The sequence below is a fragment of the Xanthomonas sp. DAR33341 genome (assembly GCF_003992815.1).
GTDB lineage: Bacteria > Pseudomonadota > Gammaproteobacteria > Xanthomonadales > Xanthomonadaceae > Xanthomonas > Xanthomonas cissicola.
This window is the reverse complement of the sequence record NZ_QEYV01000040.1, coordinates 58,225-77,340: the sequence shown is the minus strand read 5'-3', so window position 1 is coordinate 77,340 and position 19,116 is coordinate 58,225. Positions and strand designations below refer to the sequence as shown.

At 64.5% G+C, this 19,116-nt stretch carries 17 protein-coding genes, 4 tRNA genes and 1 pseudogene; 12 read left to right on the top strand and 10 right to left on the bottom strand.

What is annotated here, in order from left to right:
* Positions 1 to 85 precede the first annotated feature (85 nt).
* From EO156_RS24480 to EO156_RS21305, 3 genes are read left to right on the top strand one after another with little or no spacing between them, the layout of a single operon-like run.
* Positions 86 to 295, top strand: a complete 210-nt coding sequence (locus EO156_RS24480; protein WP_016850999.1) for a hypothetical protein — start codon at positions 86 to 88, stop codon at positions 293 to 295.
* Positions 292 to 513, top strand: coding sequence for a hypothetical protein (locus EO156_RS21310; protein ID WP_078585787.1), 222 nt, complete (start codon positions 292 to 294; stop codon positions 511 to 513). Before EO156_RS24480 ends, EO156_RS21310 begins: the two co-directional genes overlap by 4 nt.
* On the top strand, positions 513 to 1,694 hold the full coding sequence (locus EO156_RS21305; protein WP_026007201.1) for an integrase: 1,182 nt from the start codon (positions 513 to 515) through the stop codon (positions 1,692 to 1,694). The genes EO156_RS21310 and EO156_RS21305 overlap by 1 nt, the downstream gene beginning before the upstream one ends.
* A gap of 16 nt (positions 1,695 to 1,710) precedes the next feature.
* Here EO156_RS21305 and EO156_RS21300 read toward each other — a convergent pair whose 3' ends face one another.
* The 5 genes from EO156_RS21300 to EO156_RS21280 form a co-directional block, all read right to left on the bottom strand.
* Complete coding sequence (locus EO156_RS21300) at positions 1,711 to 2,328, bottom strand: hypothetical protein (protein ID WP_016850997.1); 618 nt, start codon at positions 2,326 to 2,328, stop codon at positions 1,711 to 1,713.
* Between the two features lie 72 nt (positions 2,329 to 2,400).
* Positions 2,401 to 2,476: transfer RNA gene (locus EO156_RS21295), tRNA-Lys, on the bottom strand.
* A 93-nt stretch (positions 2,477 to 2,569) separates the two neighbouring features.
* Positions 2,570 to 2,646, bottom strand: a tRNA-His gene (locus tag EO156_RS21290).
* A 32-nt stretch (positions 2,647 to 2,678) separates the two neighbouring features.
* A tRNA-Arg gene (locus EO156_RS21285) sits at positions 2,679 to 2,755 on the bottom strand.
* 42 nt (positions 2,756 to 2,797) lie between these two features.
* Positions 2,798 to 2,874, bottom strand: a tRNA-Pro gene (locus EO156_RS21280).
* Positions 2,875 to 3,024: 150 nt separating this feature from the next.
* Between EO156_RS21280 and EO156_RS21275 the strand changes: the two genes are divergently transcribed.
* Positions 3,025 to 3,786, top strand: coding sequence for a Bax inhibitor-1/YccA family protein (locus EO156_RS21275; RefSeq protein ID WP_016850996.1), 762 nt, complete (start codon positions 3,025 to 3,027; stop codon positions 3,784 to 3,786).
* 139 nt (positions 3,787 to 3,925) lie between these two features.
* Here EO156_RS21275 and EO156_RS21270 read toward each other — a convergent pair whose 3' ends face one another.
* From EO156_RS21270 to grxC, 3 genes are all read right to left on the bottom strand, one after another.
* Positions 3,926 to 4,933 (bottom strand): isocitrate dehydrogenase, encoded by a 1,008-nt coding sequence (locus tag EO156_RS21270; protein ID WP_003483762.1) that lies wholly within the window; start codon positions 4,931 to 4,933, stop codon positions 3,926 to 3,928.
* A 225-nt stretch (positions 4,934 to 5,158) separates the two neighbouring features.
* A complete protein-coding gene (locus EO156_RS21265; protein WP_003483760.1) occupies positions 5,159 to 5,554 on the bottom strand; it encodes a carboxymuconolactone decarboxylase family protein in 396 nt (131 codons plus the stop codon).
* A complete protein-coding gene (grxC, locus tag EO156_RS21260) occupies positions 5,551 to 5,859 on the bottom strand; it encodes a glutaredoxin 3 (RefSeq protein WP_005915911.1) in 309 nt (102 codons plus the stop codon). Before grxC ends, EO156_RS21265 begins: the two co-directional genes overlap by 4 nt.
* A gap of 149 nt (positions 5,860 to 6,008) precedes the next feature.
* Here grxC and EO156_RS21255 point away from each other — a divergent pair, with 149 nt between their 5' ends.
* The 8 genes from EO156_RS21255 (at position 6,009) to lpxH (ending at position 16,946) form a co-directional block, all read left to right on the top strand.
* A complete protein-coding gene (locus EO156_RS21255) occupies positions 6,009 to 7,655 on the top strand; it encodes a M48 family metalloprotease (protein WP_033482899.1) in 1,647 nt (548 codons plus the stop codon).
* A gap of 182 nt (positions 7,656 to 7,837) precedes the next feature.
* Positions 7,838 to 8,527 (top strand): phosphate regulon transcriptional regulator PhoB, encoded by a 690-nt coding sequence (gene phoB, locus EO156_RS21250; RefSeq protein ID WP_003483753.1) that lies wholly within the window; start codon positions 7,838 to 7,840, stop codon positions 8,525 to 8,527.
* 72 nt (positions 8,528 to 8,599) lie between these two features.
* A complete protein-coding gene (phoR, locus tag EO156_RS21245; RefSeq protein ID WP_005915906.1) occupies positions 8,600 to 9,928 on the top strand; it encodes a phosphate regulon sensor histidine kinase PhoR in 1,329 nt (442 codons plus the stop codon).
* Positions 9,929 to 10,040: 112 nt separating this feature from the next.
* Complete coding sequence (ppk1, locus tag EO156_RS21240; RefSeq protein ID WP_003483747.1) at positions 10,041 to 12,143, top strand: polyphosphate kinase 1; 2,103 nt, start codon at positions 10,041 to 10,043, stop codon at positions 12,141 to 12,143.
* Between the two features lie 177 nt (positions 12,144 to 12,320).
* Positions 12,321 to 13,841 (top strand): exopolyphosphatase, encoded by a 1,521-nt coding sequence (gene ppx / locus EO156_RS21235; RefSeq protein ID WP_016849992.1) that lies wholly within the window; start codon positions 12,321 to 12,323, stop codon positions 13,839 to 13,841.
* 222 nt (positions 13,842 to 14,063) lie between these two features.
* Positions 14,064 to 15,200, top strand: coding sequence for a glycosyltransferase family 1 protein (locus EO156_RS21230; protein WP_016849993.1), 1,137 nt, complete (start codon positions 14,064 to 14,066; stop codon positions 15,198 to 15,200).
* Positions 15,181 to 15,723: a phosphatase PAP2 family protein gene (locus EO156_RS21225; protein ID WP_011050667.1), complete on the top strand. Its 543-nt coding sequence runs from the start codon at positions 15,181 to 15,183 to the stop codon at positions 15,721 to 15,723. The genes EO156_RS21230 and EO156_RS21225 overlap by 20 nt, the downstream gene beginning before the upstream one ends.
* A 479-nt stretch (positions 15,724 to 16,202) precedes the next feature.
* Positions 16,203 to 16,946, top strand: coding sequence for a UDP-2,3-diacylglucosamine diphosphatase (gene lpxH, locus EO156_RS21220; protein ID WP_016849994.1), 744 nt, complete (start codon positions 16,203 to 16,205; stop codon positions 16,944 to 16,946).
* 185 nt (positions 16,947 to 17,131) lie between these two features.
* Here lpxH and EO156_RS21215 read toward each other — a convergent pair whose 3' ends face one another.
* On the bottom strand, positions 17,132 to 17,551 hold the full coding sequence (locus EO156_RS21215; RefSeq protein WP_029828209.1) for a hypothetical protein: 420 nt from the start codon (positions 17,549 to 17,551) through the stop codon (positions 17,132 to 17,134).
* Between the two features lie 134 nt (positions 17,552 to 17,685).
* A pseudogene (locus tag EO156_RS21210) lies at positions 17,686 to 18,938 on the bottom strand (zinc-dependent metalloprotease).
* Positions 18,939 to 19,116 lie beyond the last annotated feature (178 nt).

Here is a 19,116-nt window from a genome sequence, read left to right as displayed (position 1 = left end):
ATCGCATCCGCACCCCTCGTCAGCCACGTCCCTGCGCGCAGAACGTCGTGCAGCTGGGCCTGCGCTTCACCGGCACGCGTCAGCGATGATCGATGGCGCAAATGTGGAAGGATTCCGCAGGGCTTGCGAGGCACGTCACTGGCTGCGGCAGGGCTACACGGATGCAGCCAAGGTGCAAGAGCTGAGGCTTCGCATTGCCGCTCAGCGCGGCTACGCCGCTGCTGACTTGCTCGTCGTGGAAATGCGCGAGCAATGGAGACACAGGCGGGAGTGGATCGAGGGGAGAGGCGCGTGAGCAGTCCGGTGATCACGTTCGAGGATCTGCGTCGCCTCTGCGCGCCGGCCGGCCCTGCTCCCCGTGCATCGACAGTCATGCGATGGGCACGCGATCAGGGCATTCGCTACAGATACGACGGTCGCGGCGGCATTTGGACAACCGTGGACGCGCTTAACGCCGCGCTTGGCCTGCATACCGCCCAGGGAGAAACGACAAACACAATGGAGCTGATCTGATGGGACGCGGTAGAAAACGGAAGTTCAACCCGGCTATTCCAGCGCATATTGACCAAGCAGCCCTTCCCAAGGGTATCTATTGGGAAGACAACCGCTGGTATCTCTTAGAAGCTCATCCAGAAGGAGGCCGTCCGCGAAAGCGGACGGTCGCCCATGCTGATATCCGGCTTTCTGAGCTCCACAGCATTGCTGAAGCCGCAGCGGGCAATGAGGTCAGGGGCACATTGGCTTACCTCGCGGAACGCTTCGAGGCGTCCACTGAATTTGCAGAGCTGTCGAGGGACACACAGCGGGATTACCGCTGGTGCGCCGAGACAGCGACTGCGTATGTGCTCAAGGATGGCTCGCTGCTCGGCAAGATGCAGATTGCGCGCATCAACGTGCCGGCGATGCAGCGCTTGGTCGAAACACTCGCGGGAGGTCGGCCAGCAACCAAACTGCAGCCCGCAATCGAACCGCGCCCGAGCAAAGCCAACCATGTCTTGCGCTACCTGCGTCGCACCTTCGGCTGGGGCATTCGTATGGGCCTATGCGAGCACAATCCTGCCAAGGGGGTCCGCCAGGCGAAGGAGCGCGGTGAGCACAACATGCCCGAATCTGATGTATTCGCCACCGTGCTGGCCTTTGCGCTCGAACGCGGCAGCCTCAAGGCGCATACACGCGGCAGTGTGCCGCCCTATCTCCACGCGGTGATGTTGCTCGCCTACAACGTGCGCCTGCGCGGTGTTGAGGTCACAGACCTAACTGATGCGCACGCGGAGGCTGAGGGCATACGGAGCAGCCGGCGCAAAGGCTCTCGTGACACGGTTACTGCCTGGAACGATGACCTGCGCCACGCCTGGGCCTGGTTGGCGGCCTATCGGCAACGAACGATGAACGCCCATGGGCGCCCTCTGCATATGAAACCGGGACAGCGCCGGCTTCTGGTGAATCAATCGGGCACCCCCTTGAGCAAGTCAGCGCTCGACAGTGCTTGGCAACGAATGATCGCGCTCGCCATCAAGGATGGGGTCATCACAGCTGAACTGCGATTCAGCTTGCATGGACTGAAGCATCGGGGAATCACCGACACCGCCGGTACCCGCGCCGACAAGCAGGAGGCCGCCGGTCATGCGACGCAGCAGATGACCAACAGGTACACACATGACGTACCAGTGGTTCAGCCCCCCAGACGCAGGTAGCTCGTAGGCAATCGCCCTAAAGCCAACTTGGGCGATTTTCCCACCACCATTGATCGAGCCGGTTCAGGTGATCCCTGATTGTTCCAGCCTCGCCGGTGCGTACCGCCGTTGCCCACTCTTTTGCCAGTCGAGCTGAATCGTGTAGGTCAGCACATGCCTTCAGCATCTGCTTAGCAGTTACGGCGGGAGAAGGTCGATTGCCTGAATCGAAGCCCAACGATCCGTCTGAGAGCACCATCACATCGATGGCTGACTTGAGGCTGGTCATGTGGCTTAAGCAGTCTGCGAGCGCTTGCGTCAGCTGATGAGGAAGCTGCGAGAGTTGTGAGGCGTCTCTGCGCATCATTGGCAGGTCGAGCGCATCACGCCTTCCCTCCAAGAATGCGTCGTTACGGGGACCTAAAATTGATCCGCTAGATACATAGGACTTTGTCGCCACATAGTCGCTAACACTCTCTGCAACCCGACTGACGATTTGAAGCTCGAGCTCGACAACAGCAGCGAGCACACGTCCAGCTGCGCGCCGTGCGCGCCTTTGGGCGGCGACGTTCCAGAGGAAAACGAAGATGGCAAAGGCCACTGACAACGCCGTCCACTCGACGCCAGTTTTCGGTATCTGAACGATGATCGGCATGCAATTTTCCCGGCAATTTTCCCGGCACATAGAAAAACAGCCACTTGGCTTGCGCTAAGTGGCTGTTTTAATTGGTGGGCCGTCAAGGATTCGAACCTTGGACCTATTGATTAAGAGTCAACTGCTCTACCAACTGAGCTAACGGCCCTGAAACTGGTCGCACATTGTATGTGCATTTTTGCTTTGTTGCAACACCCTGTGACACATCGGGTCAAACATACCTGCAATTTCTCGTCATCAGTGGGGTGGCTGAGGGGACTCGAACCCCCGACATCTGGAATCACAATCCAGTACTCTAACCAGCTGAGCTACAGCCACCACTGAAAACCTGCTTCCTACCGTACCGCCGATGGCGCGCCCGACAGGACTCGAACCTGTAACCGCCGGCTTAGAAGGCCGGTGCTCTATCCGGTTGAGCTACGGGCGCCCGGACCGAACTTCGCATTCCCACGCCGTCGAAAGCTCGGAATGGTCGGGGTAGAGGGATTCGAACCCCCGACATCCTGCTCCCAAAGCAGGCGCGCTACCAGACTGCGCTATACCCCGGCGGGACCTTTCAATCCCGAAGGCTCGAAAGGTCGGCTATTTTGGGAACGATTGGCCTCGCTGTCAATCACCCTGTGCAACTTGACCGATCAGCTATCCTCGCAACAACGTTCGCCAGTAGGGTGAGCACTATTTTCATGGAGAACACGCATGCGTAGCGGTAACCCTGCCCTTCGGGAATCCACATTCCTCGACTCCGGCTCCGGCTCGGTCGTCACCCGCGACGGCCAGGCGATGACCCTCAACGGCACGGTCAACAAGACCGGCGCGTTGTTGCTGATGGCGGTGATCACGGCCGCCTTCGCCTGGTCGCAATCGATCGGCGCCGATGGCACGCCGCTGCCCGTCGCGCGTATCTACATGATCGCCGGCGCGATCGGCGGCCTGGTGTTCGCACTGGCCACCAGCCTCAAGCCGACCTGGGCACCGATTACGGCGCCGCTGTACGCACTGATCGAAGGCTTCTTCCTCGGCTCGATCTCGGCGGTGTACGAAGCACGCTTCAACGGCATCGTGTTCCAGGCCGTCCTGCTCACTTTCGGCACCCTGTTCGCGCTGCTGTTCGCGTACCGCAGCGGCATGATCAAGGCCACCGAGAACTTCAAGCTGGGTGTGGTCGCAGCCACTGGCGGCATCGCGCTGGTATATCTGGCGACCATCGTGCTCGGCTTGTTCGGTGTGCGCATCCCTTTCATCCACGACTCGGGCCTGATCGGCATTGGTTTTAGCCTGTTCGTGGTGGTGGTGGCGGCATTGAACCTGGTGCTGGACTTCGACTTCATCGAGAGCGGCGTCGAGCACGGAGCGCCCAAGCACATGGAGTGGTACGGCGCATTCGGCCTGATGGTGACGCTGGTGTGGCTGTACATCGAGTTCCTGCGCCTGCTGTCGAAGCTGCAGTCGCGCAATTGAGTGGGGAATTGGGAATTGGGAATTGGGAATCGCAAAAGCGTTTCCCTGCGCTCGATGGCCGAGGACGGCTCAAGACGAATCCCGAGAAAAAGAAAGGGCGCCTAGGCGCCCATTCTTTTTGTGCGATCACCCAGTGCGCTCAGAGGCGGCTGGCGATGGCCTTGGCGAAGCCCATGGTGTTGCCGGTGCCGCCCAGGTCGGGGGTCAGCGAATCCTTGGCTTCCAGGGTGGCGACGATGGCTTCGCGCAGGCGCTCGGCATTCTGCGGCTGACCGATGTGGTCCAGCATCTGCGCCGCGCCCAGCAGCAGCGCGCACGGGTTGGCCTTGCCCTGCCCTGCGATATCCGGCGCCGAGCCGTGCACGGCTTCGAAGATCGCCGCGTCCAGACCGATGTTGGCGCCCGGCGCCAGGCCCAGGCCGCCGACCAGACCGGCGCACAGGTCGGAGATGATGTCGCCGAACAGGTTGGTGGTCACGATGATGTCGAATTGCTCGGGACGCATCACCAGCTGCATGCAGGTGTTGTCGACGATCATTTCCTGGAATTCGATTTCCGGATACTGCGCGGCCACATCGCGTGCCACTTTCAGGAACAGGCCCGAAGTCGACTTGATGATGTTGGCCTTGTGCACGGCGGTGACCTTCTTGCGGCCGGTGCTCTTGGCCAGCTCGAAGGCGTAGCGCACGATGCGCTCGGAGCCCTTGCGGGTGATCCGGGTGCCGGAGAACGCGGTCTCGCCATCCTCGGACACCGTCTGGCCTTCGCTCAGATACGCACCTTCGGTGTTTTCGCGGACCGTGATCAGGTCAACGCCGTCGGCAAAACGCGACTTGGTGTTCGGGAACGACTTGGCCGGACGCACGTTGGCGTACAGGTCGAACTTGCGACGCATGGCGACGTTGATCGAGCTGAAACCCTCGCCGACCGGCGTGGTCAGCGGACTTTTCAGCGCCACCTTGTTCTTGGTGATCGACGCCAGAGTGGACTCGGGCAGCAGATCGCCGTGCTTTTCCAGCGCAACCAGGCCGGCGTCGGCGTATTCGTAGGTCAGGCCAGCCTGCAGCGCGTCGAGCACGAACAGCGTGGCATCCATGATCTCCGGGCCGATGCCGTCGCCGCGGATGACCGTGATTGTCTGCGTCATAACGTTGGGTTTCCGAACTTGAAGGGGGGAGCGCCAGCCGCAATACCCGGCAAAGCGGCGCAAGGAGGTTTCAGGGGCAATTATGCCCGATGCCGGTGAAGGCGCCCAAACCGACCTTGGTCTAAGAGTGCAAGTGCCCGAACGCACGCGCCGCCTCGGTGGGCGGCGCGTGCGTTACTGGCTTTGACGAACCCCGATCCACACGTGCGCGCCGCAGCAACACGCTCAGTCGTGTGCGTGCTGAGCCGGCGCCTGCGCGCCGCCTTCGAGCTGGTCCAGGAAATCCACCGCGCGGCGCAGATGCGGGATGACAATGGAGCCGCCGACCACCAGGCCGACCGAGAAGGTCTCGAAGAACTCTTCCCGGCTCACGCCGGCTTCCTTGCACTGAGCCACGTGATAGCTGATGCAATCGTCGCAGCGCAGCACCATCGAGGCGACCAGGCCGAGCAGTTCCTTGGTCTTCACGTCCAGCGCGCCGGCTTGGTAGGTCTGCGTGTCCAGCGCGAAGAACCGCCGCACCACCTGGTTCGGCTCGGCCAGGATGCGCTGGTTCATGCGCTGGCGGAATTGCGTGAACTCGCGCAGGCGGTCGGCGCTGCCCTCGTCGGAACCACTCATGCCTGGCCGCCCGCGCTGCCGGCCAGCAGCGGCTCGAGCTTGCCGGCACGATGCATGGCCATCATGTCGTCGTAGCCACCCACATGGACGTCGCCGACGAAGATCTGCGGCACGCTGGTGCGCTTGGCCAGGGCGACCATCTTGTCGCGCTCGGCCGGGTCCAGGTCGATCCGCACCTCGGTCCAGGTCTTGCCCTTGCTCTTGAGGAAGTTCTTGGCCGCCACGCAATACGGGCAGATGGCGGAGGAATACAGGGTGATCTGCGGGCCGGAGGCCGCGTCCTGATCGGTATGGTCTTGGCTCACGGGAAACTCCGTGGTTGGTGTGAGGTCTGACACATGGTACCGGGCGACTGGAATTTCCACGTCGTCACCGCAACACTGTGGGTTAACCGACGATTCACGCCTCTGCGCCGGGCTGCCCGCATGCTCCGCGCACCACCTGGGAGTTCCACTTGCGCCTGCTACCGCTCGCCACTGCGCTCACGCTGGCCGTTGCCATCGGTGTGGCACCTGCACAGGAAAGCCGCCTTCCCGACATCGGTTCGTCGGCCGGCGAGTTGCTGACCCCCGCCCGCCAGGCCGAATACGGCCGGATGATGCTGGCCGAGCTGCGCAACTACGACTACGTGCTGGACGACCCGCTGATCACCGATTGGCTGCAGACCATGGGCACCCGGCTGGGCGCCAACAGCGACCAACCGCAGCAACCGTTTACGTTCTTCATGCTGCGCGACCGCCAGATCAATGCATTCGCCACGTTGGGCGGCTACATCGCCGTCAATGCCGGGCTGGTGTTGACCGCCGAGCACGAGGACGAAGTGGCGGCGGTGCTGTCGCACGAAATCGCCCACGTCACCCAGCAGCACGTGCTGCGTGGAGTGGAGCGTGCGGAACGTGACCAGATTCCGATCCTGCTCGGCATGCTGGCGGCGGTGGTGGCAGCGCAGCAGGCCGGCGGCAACTCCAAGGGCGACGCCACCATGGCCACCATCACCAGCGCGATGGGGCTGATGCAGCAGCGCCAGATCGACTACACCCGCTCCAACGAATCCGAAGCCGACCGGCTGGGCATCCGCACGTTGGCGCGCAGCGGCTACGACGTGGATGCGATGGCCGGCTTCTTCGAGCGCATGTCGGTGGCGATGCGCGCCAACGAGGGTGGCTACAGCGCGCCGGATTTCCTGCAGACCCACCCGGTGACCGTCACCCGCATCAGCGAAGCCAAGTCGCGCGCCGAACAGATGAAGAAGAACACCGTGGTGCTGACGACCTCGGTGCCGGGCGGGACGCGCCAGGAGCGCGTAGACCCGGCCGACCCGTCGCTGTCGGAGCCGCTCAGCCGCAATGGCAACGCGCTGCTCCCTTACGCGCTGCGGTTGCCGGTGGATGCGCTCAGCCGCGGCGCCGACCAGCAGGGCTTCGATTGGGCCAAGGAGCGCCTGCGCGTGCTCAGCGCAGCCACGCCGGATGCGGCCATTCGCGAGTACGAAAACCTGCGTCGCAGCGCCAAACAAGGCTTGAGCGATCCGCAGCGCTATGGCCTGGCGCTGGCGCGGCTGCGCAACAGCGGCGGGCGGCCGGGCGAGCCGGTGGCCGAGCTGACCAGCCTGCTCGAGGCACATCCGGACAACTTATGGCTGGCGTTGGGCCTGAGCGAGGCGCAGGCGCGCATAGGTCCGCGAGAAGCGGCCAATGCCCGCTTCGATGCGCTGCTCAAGCAATTGCCGAACAACCGCGCGGTCGCGCTGACCTATGCCACTGCGCTCAACGAGCAGGCCAGCAAGGAGTCCGGCCAGCGCGCGCGCCAGGTGCTGGAGCCGTTGTTGCACCGGAGCAGCGACGACCCGCTGCTGCAACAGAGCTACGCCCGTGCTTGCGAGCTGTCCGGCGACCAATTGCGCGCCAGCGAGGCGTATGCGGAAGCGGCGTTCTTGAACGGTCGCGCCGAACAGGCGCTGATCCAGCTGGAAGCACTGAAAAAGAAAGATCTCGACTATGTGACACGGGCGCGCGTGGACGCGCGCATCGCCGCGATCACCCCAACCGTGCTGGAGCTGCGTCGCCAGGGCATCCGCGACCCGGATTTGTCCACGCGCTGATCGCTGACGCGTTGCCGGCTCTTCACGGCAGCAGGGTGTCGGACGGCCGCCTGCCGGTAACGAAACTGCGCAGACCGCTTCACGGGTCGTTGCCGCCGCGCAGGCGCCGCCGACGATGTCACATTAGAGTCACAAAACCGTAGTCTACTGGCGATCAACCAAAGCCAGACGGTAAGCCCCGCGTGCAGAAACGCATTCTGATCGTCGATGACGAACCCGCGATCCGCGACATGGTGGCGTTCGCGCTGCGCAAAGGCGAGTTCGAGCCCATCCATGCCGGCGATGCCCGCGAGGCGCAAACCGCCATCGCCGACCGCGTGCCGGACCTGATCTTGCTGGACTGGATGTTGCCAGGCACCAGCGGGCTGGACCTGGCAAGGCGCTGGCGCAAGGAGCAGCTGACCCGCGAGATTCCGATCATCATGCTCACCGCGCGCGGCGAAGAAAACGACCGCGTCGGCGGCCTGGAAGCCGGCGTCGACGATTATGTGGTCAAGCCGTTCTCGGCGCGCGAGCTGCTGGCACGCATCCGCGCGGTGATGCGGCGCACCCGCGAAGACGACGAAGACGGTAGCGTGGCGGTAGGCAAGCTGCGCATCGACGGCGCCGCGCACCGGGTGTTCGCTGGCGATGCACCGGTGCCGATCGGCCCGACCGAATATCGGCTGCTGCACTTTTTCATGACACACCCCGAGCGCGTGTATACGCGTACCCAGCTACTGGACCATGTCTGGGGCGGCAGCGTGTATGTGGAAGAGCGCACCATCGACGTGCATATCCGCCGCCTGCGCAAGACGCTGGAACCGTTCGGGCTGGAAAACATGGTGCAGACCGTACGTGGCTCCGGCTATCGTTTTTCTTCGGCGACCTGACGTGCCGCAAAGCCACCCGGCCACAGTCCGGCCGGGTGGCTGCCTACCTGACGCTTTGTGGTAACGCCTTCCATGCCTCAACACATCCGTTCCGCCTGGCTCAAGACGCTCGGCACCCTCGCGCTGTTGTTGGGCGCTGCCGTCGTCGCCGGCGTGCTGATCGGGCATGTGTGGATGGCGCTGACGCTCACCGCCCTGGGCGTGCTGGCCTGGCATTACTGGCGGCTGCGCCAGGTGCTGCGGCGGCTGACCGCACGCCAGCGTGCCGAGCCGGCGGCCGGGATCGGCGCCTGGAACGAACTGGACCGGCTGCTGTATCGCAGCCAGGCCGAAATGCGCGCGCGCAAGCGGCGCCTGATCGAAATGTTGCGCACCTACCGCGCGGCGGCGCAGGCGCTACCGGATGCGGTGGTGGTCGTGGATCGCAACAGCCAGCGCGTGCAGTGGTTCAACAAGGCGGCCGGCGGCTTGCTCGGCCTGCACCATCCCGGCGACATGGGCGTGTCGATCGTGGAGCGGCTGCAGCCGTTGCCGCTGGCGCATTGGCTGGCGGCCGGGCGCAATGCCGAGCCGATGCTGGATGCCGCCTCGCCGGCAGACCCGGATCTGCGCCTGAATCTGCGCCTGATTCCCTACTCCGACGACTACTGGCTGCTGGTGGCGCGCGATGTCAGCAAGCTGCTGCGGCTGGAACAGGTGCGCCGCGATTTCGTGGCCAACGTCTCGCATGAACTGCGCACCCCGCTGACGGTGGTGCACGGTTATCTGGACATGCTCGACCCGGAAGATTTCCCCGATTCGGGCCCGATGCTGGCGGAAATGCGCAAGCAATCCCAACGCATGGCGCAGCTGGTCGAAGACCTGTTGACGCTCTCGCGGCTGGAATCGCAGGAAGAACTCGGCGAAGAACACGTGGCGATGGCGCCGATGCTGTCGACCTTGCGCCGCGAGGCCGAGGCGCACAGCCAGGGCCGCCATACCGTGGAGGTGATCGACGAGGCCGGCGTGGACCTGCTCGGCTCCAACAAGGAGCTGCACAGTGCGTTTTCCAATCTGGTGACCAATGCGGTGCGCTACACGCCCGGCGGCGGCACGGTGACGATCCGTTTCGTGCGCGAAGGCGATGGTGCGGCGCTGGCAGTGCGCGACACCGGCTATGGCATTCCCGCCTCGCACCTGCCGCGCATCACCGAACGCTTCTACCGCGTCTCCAGCAGCCGCTCGCGCGAGAGCGGCGGCACCGGGCTGGGGCTGTCGATCGTCAAGCACATCCTGGGGCTGCATCAGGCGCGCCTGGACATCGAAAGCGAAGTGGGGCGCGGCAGCGAATTCTCGTGTCATTTCGTACCGGCGCGCGTCGTGCAGCGCGAGCAATCGGTGCCACTGTCACGCTCGGCGTGATATGTAGTCAGTGCGCGCCGCAGCGCGCTGCGATGGACGCGTCTGCCACGCGCCGCATTGCCTGCGTTGCGCGCACCAGGCAATTACACAACCCGTCTTGACGATCGATTCCATGGGCCACGCCAAAGAACTGCACGACATCACACCCGGCGACGACGTCGCCACCGATCCGTTGCGTGATCCGGCGCTGTACATCAACCGAGAGCTGTCGCAGCTGGACTTCAATTTCCGGGTGCTGGCGCAGGCGCTCGACGAGCAGGTGCCATTGCTGGAACGGCTGCGCTTCCTGTGCATCTCGTGCACCAACCTGGACGAGTTCTTCGAGATCCGCGCGGCCACCGTGCGGCACGCACAGGAGTTCGGACTGCCGCCGGCACCGGACGGGCTGAGCCCGACCGCCATCCTCAACGCGGTGCACGATCGCGCCGCCAAGTTGGTCGAGCAGCAATACCACGCGTGGAACGAGGTGCTGCGGCCGGCGATGGAAGACGCAGGCGTTGCGGTGCTCAGTCGCTCGGCATGGACGGCGCGCCAGAAACGTTGGCTGCGTGCGTATTTCCGCAACGAGATCATGCCGGTGCTGTCGCCGCTGGGCCTGGACCCGGCGCACCCGTTCCCGAAGATCCTCAACAAGACCTTGAACATCGTGGTGGTGCTGGAAGGCCAGGACGCGTTCGGTCGCGCCGGGCATCTGGCCATCGTGCGCGCGCCGCGTTCGCTGCCCCGCATCATCCAGCTGCCGGCAAGCCTGTCGCCGGAGGGCACGCAGAGCTTCGTGTTCCTGTCGTCGGTGTTGTCCGAATTCGTCGACGAGCTGTTCCCGGGCATGCAGGTGATGGGCTCGTACCAGTTCCGCGTCACCCGTAATTCCGAGCTGGTGGTGGACGAGGAAGAAGTCGAAAACCTGGCGCTGGCCCTGCGCGACGAATTGGTCACGCGCGGCTACCGGCCGGCGGTGCGGCTGGAGATCGCGCACGATTGCCCGGCACCGATCCTGCGCACCTTGTTGCAGAATTTCGGCCTGAACGAGAACGCGGTGTATCGCATCACTGGGCCAGTCAATCTGAGCCGCGTCACGCAGGTCTATGACCTGGTGCAGCGCCCCGAACTCAAGTACCCATCGTTCAATCCGCGCACCTTGCGCGACAGCGAGGGCATCTTCGAGATCGTCAAAAAAGGCGATGTGTTGCTGCATCACCCCTTCGATGCGTTTACCGCGGTGCTGGATGTCATCCGCCAGGCCGCAGTCGACCCGAACGTGCTGGCGATCAAGCAGACGCTGTATCGCACCGGCAAGGATTCGTTGATTGTCGATGCGCTGATTCTGGCCGCGCGCAACGGCAAGGACGTCACCGTGGTGGTGGAATTGCGTGCGCGCTTCGACGAAGAAGCCAACCTGGGCCTGGCCGACAAACTGCAGGAAGCCGGCGTGCAGGTGGTCTACGGCGTGGTCGGCTTCAAGACCCACGCCAAGATGCTGCTGATCGTGCGGCGCGAGGGCCGCAAGCTCAAACGCTACGTACACCTGGGCACCGGCAATTACCACAGCGGCACCGCGCGCCTGTATACCGACATCAGCCTGATCACCGCCGATGCCGAGATCGGCAACGATGTGCACATGCTGTTCCAGCAGTTGTCCGGGCTTGCGCCGCGCATGAAGCTGGACCAGTTGCTGCAGTCGCCATTTACGCTGCATGCGGGGGTGTTGAAGCGGATCGATCGGGAGACACGGTTGGCCCGCAAGGGTCGCCCGGGCCGCATCATCGCCAAGATGAACGCCCTCAACGAACCGCAGGTGGTGCGTGCGTTGTACACGGCGTCGCAGGCCGGGGTGCAGATCGATCTGATCGTGCGCGGGGCCTGCACGCTGCGTCCCGGGGTGCCAGGCGTGTCCGACAACATCCGCGTGCGTTCGATCGTGGGCCGCTTTCTGGAACATAGCCGCGTGTACTGGTTTGGCAACGACGGCGCTGCCGAGTTGTACTGCGCCAGTGCCGACTGGCTGGAACGCAATCTGCTGCGGCGGGTGGAGACCTGCTTCCCGATCCTGGAACCGGACCTGGCCAAGCGCGTCTACCGCGAAGTGCTGCAGAACTATCTGGACGACAACGTCAGCGCCTGGGAGCTGGACGCCGAGGGCGTGTACCACAAGCGCACTCCCGCCCCAGGCGAGCCGGCGCATTCGGCGCAGATGACCTTGCTCGAGCGGATCTGAGCGCTCACTGCAGCAACCAAGGTGGCAAGCCGCTTGCGCAGGCATGCGGCATGCCCATCACGGCGACCAGCCGTCCGCCCCCAGCGCTTCCAATACCGAGCGCGTGCGCCTGCAGCTGGGCGCACGCATGGCCTCTCACGTGGCCAACAGCCCATCGGCTACCATGCGGCCATGCCAATGCCCTCCCCCACGATTCCGCCCCTGCGCGATGGCGATTTTCTCGCCGCCATCGACCTAGGCTCCAACAGTTTCCACATGGTCATTGCGCGCTACCTGATGGGTCAGCTGCGTGTCGTCGATCGCCTGCGCGAGACCGTGCGCATGGCCGATGGCCTGGATGGCAAAGGTGGGCTCTCCAATGAAGCGCGTCAGCGCGCACTGGAATGCCTGGCGCGGTTTGGCCAGCGCATTCGCGACGTGCCTTCGCTACGCGTGCGTGCGCTAGCGACCAACACGGTGCGTCAGCTGCGTTCGCCGCAAGCGTTTTTGATGCCGGCCGAAACCGCGCTGGGTCATGCGATCGAAGTGGTCAGCGGGCGCGAGGAAGCACGCCTGATCTATCTGGGCGTGGCGCATGCGCAACCGCCCAAGCCCGACCAACGCCGGCTGGTGATCGACATCGGCGGCGGCTCGACCGAGTTCATCATCGGCCGCGGGTTTCAGACGCTGGAACGCGAGAGTCTGCAGGCCGGATGCATTGCCAGCACGCGGCGGTTTTTCCCGGGCGGCAAATTGTCGAAGAAGAAATGGAAGGACGCGCTGACCGAGATCGGCGCCGAGTTCCAGCAGTTCGCCGGTCAGTACAAGGCGCTGGGCTGGCATGAGGCGATCGGCTCGTCCGGCACGCACAAGGCCATCGGCGAGATGTGCGCTGCAATGAAGCTGACCAAGGGGGCGATCACGGCGCAGGCGCTGCCGGCGCTGCGCGAGGAGTTGCTCAAGGCCAAGCACATCGAAGACATCCAGCTGCCCGGTCTGGCCGCCGAACGGCGGCCCATCATCGCCGGTGGCATCTTGGTGCTGGAAGCTGCGTTCCAGGCGCTGGGGCTGGAGAAACTGATGGTCAGCAAGGCGGCGATGCGCGAAGGCATCCTGTACGACATGCTTGGCCGCGGCGGCGAAAACGACCCGCGCGACAGTTCGGTGACCTCGCTGATGCAACGCTACGGCATCGACGAAATACAGGCGCAGCGCGTGGAAGCCACCGCCTGCCGCCTGTTCGACCAGGTCTGCGAATCCTGGCAACTGGATGGCGACGACGCGCAGGTACTGCGCCGCGCCGCGCGACTGCACGAGCTGGGGCTGATCATTGCGCACAGCCAGTACCACGTGCACGGCAGCTACATCCTGGAACACTCGGATATCGCGGGTTTTTCGCGGCAGGAACAGCAGGTGCTGGCCTCGCTGGTGCGCACGCACCGGCGCAATGTGCCCAAGACCGCCTTCGATGCGCTGCCCGACCGCCTGCTGCTGCCGACCCGACGCAAGGCCGCACTGCTGCGACTGGCGGTGTTGCTGCACCGCGCGCATGAGTCCGACCCGATCCCGACCCTGGAACTCACCGCCGACGACACCCGGTTGTCGTTGATCCTGTCGCAAAGCTGGATCGACTCGCGCCCGCTGCTGCGCGCCGACCTGATCGGCGAAGTCGACAGCATGGCCGGGCTGGGAATTGCGTTCAAACCGTTTGTGACCTGAGGCCTGCGGCCTCAGGCGGGAATCGGAATCGGGAATAGCCCGCCACGGGGCTCTTAGAAGTTTCTGAGTGGTGTCGATGGCGCCGAACCGGTGCAACACGCTGCCTTTGCGATTCCCGATTCCCGATTCTCCATTCCCGTCACAGCTGTCACCGCCACGTCTTATCGGCGCAACATCAATGCCATCGCGCTCCCGGAAGCTAGTCAAAATGGGAGAACGGGCATGCGCTACGCGATCGTTACCGAAACCTATCCCCCCGAGGTCAACGGTGTTGCGTTGACCGTGCACGGTCTGGAAACCGGTCTGCGCGCGCGTGGACATCAGGTGGATGTGGTGCGGCCACGCCAGAGCGCCGATACCGCGCCGACCGATGCGCTGCTGGTGCGTGGCGCATCGCTGCCGCGCTACCCGGGATTGAAATTTGGCCTGCCGGCCACGCAACGCCTCCTCCGTCATTGGCGCAGTACGCAACCGGACGCGATCTATGTGGCCACGGAAGGCCCCCTGGGCTGGTCGGCAATGCGCGCAGCCCGCCGGCTTGGCATTCCGGTCGCCACCGGCTTCCACACCCGCTTCGACGAATACCTGCCCGATTACGGGGCTGCCTGGCTGCAGGGCACCGCGTTGCGCTGGATGCGGCGCTTCCACAACCAGGCCGACGCCACCCTGGTGCCCACGCGCGAGCTGCAGCAGTTCCTGCGCAATGATGGCTTCGAACGCGTGCAATTGCTGGCGCGCGCAGTGGACAGCCAGCAATTCGATCCGAACCGCCGCGATGTCGCATTGCGCGCCGATTGGGGCATCGAAGGCGAAGGCTTTGCCGCCATCTATGTGGGGCGCATCGCCAGCGAAAAGAATCTGCCGCTGGCCGTGCGCGCCTTTCGCAAACTGCAGCAGATCCGCCCCAAGGCACGCTTCGTATGGGTGGGCGATGGCCCGGCGCGCGAGAAGCTTGCGCACGACAATCCGGACTTCATTTTCTGCGGCGTCCAGCGTGGCGATGCCTTGGCGCGTCACTTCGCCAGCGGTGATCTGTTCCTGTTCCCCAGCCGCAGCGAAACCTTCGGCAATGTGACGCTGGAAGCGATGGCCAGCGGCGTGGCGACGGTCGCCTTCGATTACGGGGCGGCGCGCGAATATCTGCGCAACGGCCATACCGGCGCGGCGGTGGAAACCGATGAGGCCTTCATCCAGGCCGCCGTCGCGCTCACCGAAGACGACGCGTTGCGCCAGCGCATGGGCACGGCGGCGGCGCAGGCGATGAAGAAATTGCATCCAGACAATGTGGTCTCCGACTTCGAGGCCTTGTTGCTGGGAATCAGCGCTGCACGGGGGCGTTATGTCGTCAACGCGGCTTGAGGTCTTGCGCGGCCACGAAGCGCGCTGGTGCCGACGCGCCAATCTCTGGTGCCGACGCAACCCGGTACGACGCGTCTTCGCCACCATCAGCCGGCTGGGCGACGGCGTGTTCTGGTACGCCCTGATGGGGTTGTTGGTGGTGCTCGACGGCATGGACGGCGTGCGCGCATCGGCGCATATGGCCGCCACCGGCGTGCTTGCATTGACGTTGTACAAGGCGCTCAAACGCTGGACCCGCCGCCCGCGCCCGTATGCGGCGGACGTGCGTATTCGCGCATGGGTGGCGCCGCTGGACGAGTTCAGTTTCCCCTCCGGCCATACCTTGCACGCGGTGTCCTTCAGCATCGTGGCGCTGGCCTACTACCCCTGGCTGGCCCCCTTGCTGGTGCCGTTTTCGGCAGGCGTGGCGCTCTCGCGGGTGGTGCTGGGGCTGCATTATCCCAGCGACGTGCTGGCCGCCACGCTGATCGGCGTGCTGCTGGCCAGCCTGTCGTTGTGGGGGTTGCCGGTGGTGTTGGGGTAAGCGCTAGCCAATGGCGGAACGCGGCTTACGGACCGGCAGGCGGACAGACGGACGGACGAGCAACCGGGACGGAACCAAGCAGGCAGCAGCGCGGCTTCGCCTGACCCTTCTCCCAGCGGGACATTGTCCTCCGTCATGGGGGGAAGGTGCCCGCAGGGTCGGATGAGGGTACGACCAAGCCTCATGCACTTATCGTCGACTGTTTTTGCACGATCGACTGTTGCTGATAAAGAAACACACAGCGTGCCGCCTCAGCGTGTGGCTTCGCCGCGTATCCTCACCCCTCCCCCTCTCCGCAGGGAGAGGGGGCGCGCTGCGTTTTCGCTCTTGCATGAAAGCGGCTGCGCGTAACGCTCTGGCGCCGAGCAATGTTCACGAACGCCACGCCTGCATGATCTTTGAATCCTGACCCGAATCTCGCAACCCGAATTCCTGTCCCCGCCCCTGACCGCCCCGCGCTGCCGCCGTACAATGGCGCAATGACGACCCTGTTCATTTCCGACCTGCATCTGGATCCGGCCCGGCCGGCGATCACCGAGTTGTTCCTGGAATTCCTGCGCACGCAGGTCCCCGGTAGCGACGCGCTCTACATCCTGGGCGATCTGTTCGAAGCCTGGATCGGCGACGACACCCCGTCCACCGCCGCCGATGCAGTGGCGGTGGCCCTGCATGCAGTGGCGGATTCCGGCGTGCCGGTGTTCTTCATGGCCGGCAACCGCGACTTCCTGGTGGGCGAAACCTACGCGCAGCGGGCGGGCTTCCGGATCCTGCCCGACCCCACCGTGATCGATCTGTACGGGCACACCACGCTGCTGATGCACGGCGATTTGCTGTGCACCGACGACACGGCCTACCAGGCCTTCCGCGCGCAGACGCGCGACCCGGTGTTCCAGGCGCAATTCCTGGCCCAGCCGCTGGCCGCACGCGTCGCGTTCGCGCAGCAGGCGCGCGCGGCAAGCCAGGCGCGGCATGCAGAACTCAAGCAGGGCGACCAGTCGCGCTTCGAAACCGTCACCGACGTCTCGCCGGCCGAGGTGGAAGCCACCTTCGTGCGTTACGGCCTGGATCGGCTGATCCACGGCCACACCCATCGCCCTGCCATCCATACCTTGCAGGCCGGTGGTCACACCTGCACGCGCATCGTGCTGGGCGACTGGTACGAGCAAGGCTCGGTCTTGCGCGTGGATGCCGATGGCGTGTCGCTGGAGCAGTTGGCGCTGTAACGCGGCCGATCCCGTGCCTGCCATGGCAAGGCGCAGCGACGCAGTGCTGCACGCAAGGCGCACAGCAAGACCGAAAGCGCGCCTGAGGCCACAGACGCGCGGCTATGCAGCGATGGATCAACAGCGCTTGCCGATAGAGACGCGCAGCATCGTCAGGCGTGCCAATCAATCATGGTCGCGCCGCATTACTGCAGGCTTCGCGCACGCTCGGCGTAGTCGACAAAATCGGCATTCACCACGTCGTACCACAGCAGCGTGCCATCGGCCTGCACACGGAAACGGTCGCGTACCGGGCTGGTCTGCGGGTCGCCAGGGCAGCCGTCGCCATGGCGTTCGCGCACCGCAAAATCGAACGTGTCCGGCGCAGGCGCATCGTCGTCCTCGGCCATGATGCTGATGCAGTGATCCGGGTACGCGTTGTCGCCCTGCAAGCGGGCTTCGAGCGCCTGCAGCGCGCGGGCTTGCGCGTCGCCGCCGGGGGGCGGCGCCGGTGCGCTCACGGCAGGTTTGGGTTGCGTGGCGACAGGGTCGGCCGGTTGCTGCTTGCATCCGGCAACCGTCAGCGCGGCCAGGAACACAAGCGCATGACGCAGGGACATGGACATGAGAGCTCCGCTCGACAGGACAGGGCCGGCAGTCACCGGCGATGCGCCTAGTCTGCGCGATCCATGCGCGCAGGTGTAGCTAAAAAGCCCGGCACTTGCGGTGCCGGGCCGGGCTTGGATCGGTCAGCAACCACTCAACGGAAGGCGGCGATCGTGGCCTTGGTGTTGACCAGCACGCGTTGGTTGTCGGCGGTGCTGGCATTGCCCATGGGCACGCCGTTGTAGCTGATGTTCGGGTTGGACCAGTAGTTCAGGCGCGGGCAGCCGCTGGTGCAGTCGTAGGCCATGATGGTGCGCCAGCTGTTGCCGTAGCGGTAGCCGTGGCCATACGCGTACGGCGAGGTGCTCGGGTCGTTGGTGGCGTCGTGGCGTGCGCTTTGCAGATGCCCGATTTCATGGGCGAAGCTGTAGTAGCCGGTGGCGCAATCCCAGTACACCGACGCAAATGCGCTCGCGGCGTTCGAGCCGATACCCGACGCCAGGCCGCAGTAGCTGCTGTTGTCCAGCACGATGACTCCCACATCGGCCGTGTAGGTGTTGCGGCTGGTGTGGATGCTGTCCATGTAGCCGTCGTTGGTCACGCGGAAACGCTGCAGATCGGTCGTGAAGTTGCCGGTCTCGGTGTAGCTGGTGGTCTCGTAGCGCGCCAGCTGCAAGGTAATGCCGACATTGCTGTTGATGTAGCCCTGATTGGCTTCGGCCACCGCCAGTTGCACCAGCGATTGCATGTTGCCGCCGTAAGCGGTCACGGCCTTGTTGGTGGCCACCACCAGCACGCGAATGGTGGCCGGGCTACCTGATGAGGCGGCGGCAGCCGTCACGCGACAATGCCGGGCATGTCGAACTTCGGCAGCAGGCTGTAGTCGGCCGGATGCTCCTGCGGCATGCGTTGCTCATCCACCTGCACCAGCACGTGGCGGCCATCGGCCAGCGGACGCAGGCGGTAGAGCTTGCCGGCGTAGCGAATCGTGCCGGTCACGGTGTCGCCGCTGCGCACCAAGATGGCCGAGTTCAGCGGGTCTACGCCCGAGAGCGTGCGTGCGCGGGTGCCGGCACGCGGACCGAGATTGCCGTACCACACGCTGTCGCCATCCTCCAGGGCATCGACCTTGGCCTGGGTGGCGGTGATGGCTTGGCCATCCAGCTGCAGCTCCAGCAATTTTTCCGAGGCGGTCACCGCGGCGGCGTCGAGCTGAACCACCTGCGCGTTGGCCGTGGACGGGGCGCTCAACAGGCGTTGCAGCGAAGGTTCGGCTGCAGCGGTCGCGGTGGCACTGCGGCTCAGCGCAGGGCCGGTTTGATACAACGGCTTGCCGGCAGCGGCGGCCGAGCCGGCCAGGCACATGGCGATCAGACCCACCGTGGTGCACATCGACTTCGACTTCATCGTCTTTCTCTCCTAAGACATGAAAGTTACGGATGTGAAACACCGGGCCCCTGTCCCCGGGACGCCATTAGGGCGCGTTTAACTGTACCGAATGCAAGTTATTGCAACGGAAAATTATGTTTCTGTGATGTTTACCAATCCCTGGATGCGATTCCAGCAACTCTCGAACGGGAACCAG